Below are 602 nucleotides of genomic sequence, written 5' to 3'. Positions count from 1 at the left end.
CCGTGCTCCCGCGCGAGGCGGCCGGCTCGCCCCATGCGATGCCGAGCAGCCGCAACCGGTGCAGCAGCCTGCTGCGCCCGGCGTCGATCTCCTTGCGCAGGTCGAGCTCCAGCTCCCGCTCCGCGGCCTCCGGCTTCAGCCGCAGCCTGCGCCGGGTCCGTGCGAGGTCCCGCTGCAACGGCACGGCGGGCGCCGTCGCCGGCACCTCCCCCAGGACGTCCCCGACGACCAGCCGGTCGTGCACCAGCGCCAGCGGAACGTCGGAGCCCTCGCACATCACCGCCCGCACCGCGTCGGTCGTCTCGCCCAGTCCGGGCAGCGGCCGGCCCCGCACCGCGGCCAGCGTCCCCGCCAGCCGTACGGCCTCGATGACGTGTGCGGACGACACGATCCGGTCCTCGTCCCGCAGCAGTCCCGCCACCTTGGTCATCCACCGCTCGACCGGCCGGTCCGGGGCTTCGAACAGGTGCCCGTACCAGCCCGGGGAGTCGATGCCCGCGCCGTATCCGCTCGCCCGGGACAGCCTGCGGTGGGTCCACGGCACCCAGGTCATGTCCGTCCTGACCTTGGGCAGTCCCTTCAGCGCGGCCCGGTCGGCGGCG

General features: G+C 75.4%; 1 protein-coding gene. It reads right to left on the bottom strand.

Annotated features, from left to right (window positions below):
- Positions 1 to 602: DUF5682 family protein (locus B7L92_RS38620; protein ID WP_255311368.1), on the bottom strand; the 602-nt coding region annotated here is incomplete at both ends.

This window comes from Streptomyces viridosporus (assembly GCF_002078235.1).
GTDB lineage: Bacteria > Actinomycetota > Actinomycetes > Streptomycetales > Streptomycetaceae > Streptomyces > Streptomyces viridosporus.
The sequence above is the reverse complement of the archived record's forward strand: the minus strand, read 5'-3'. Positions and strand labels throughout refer to the sequence as shown.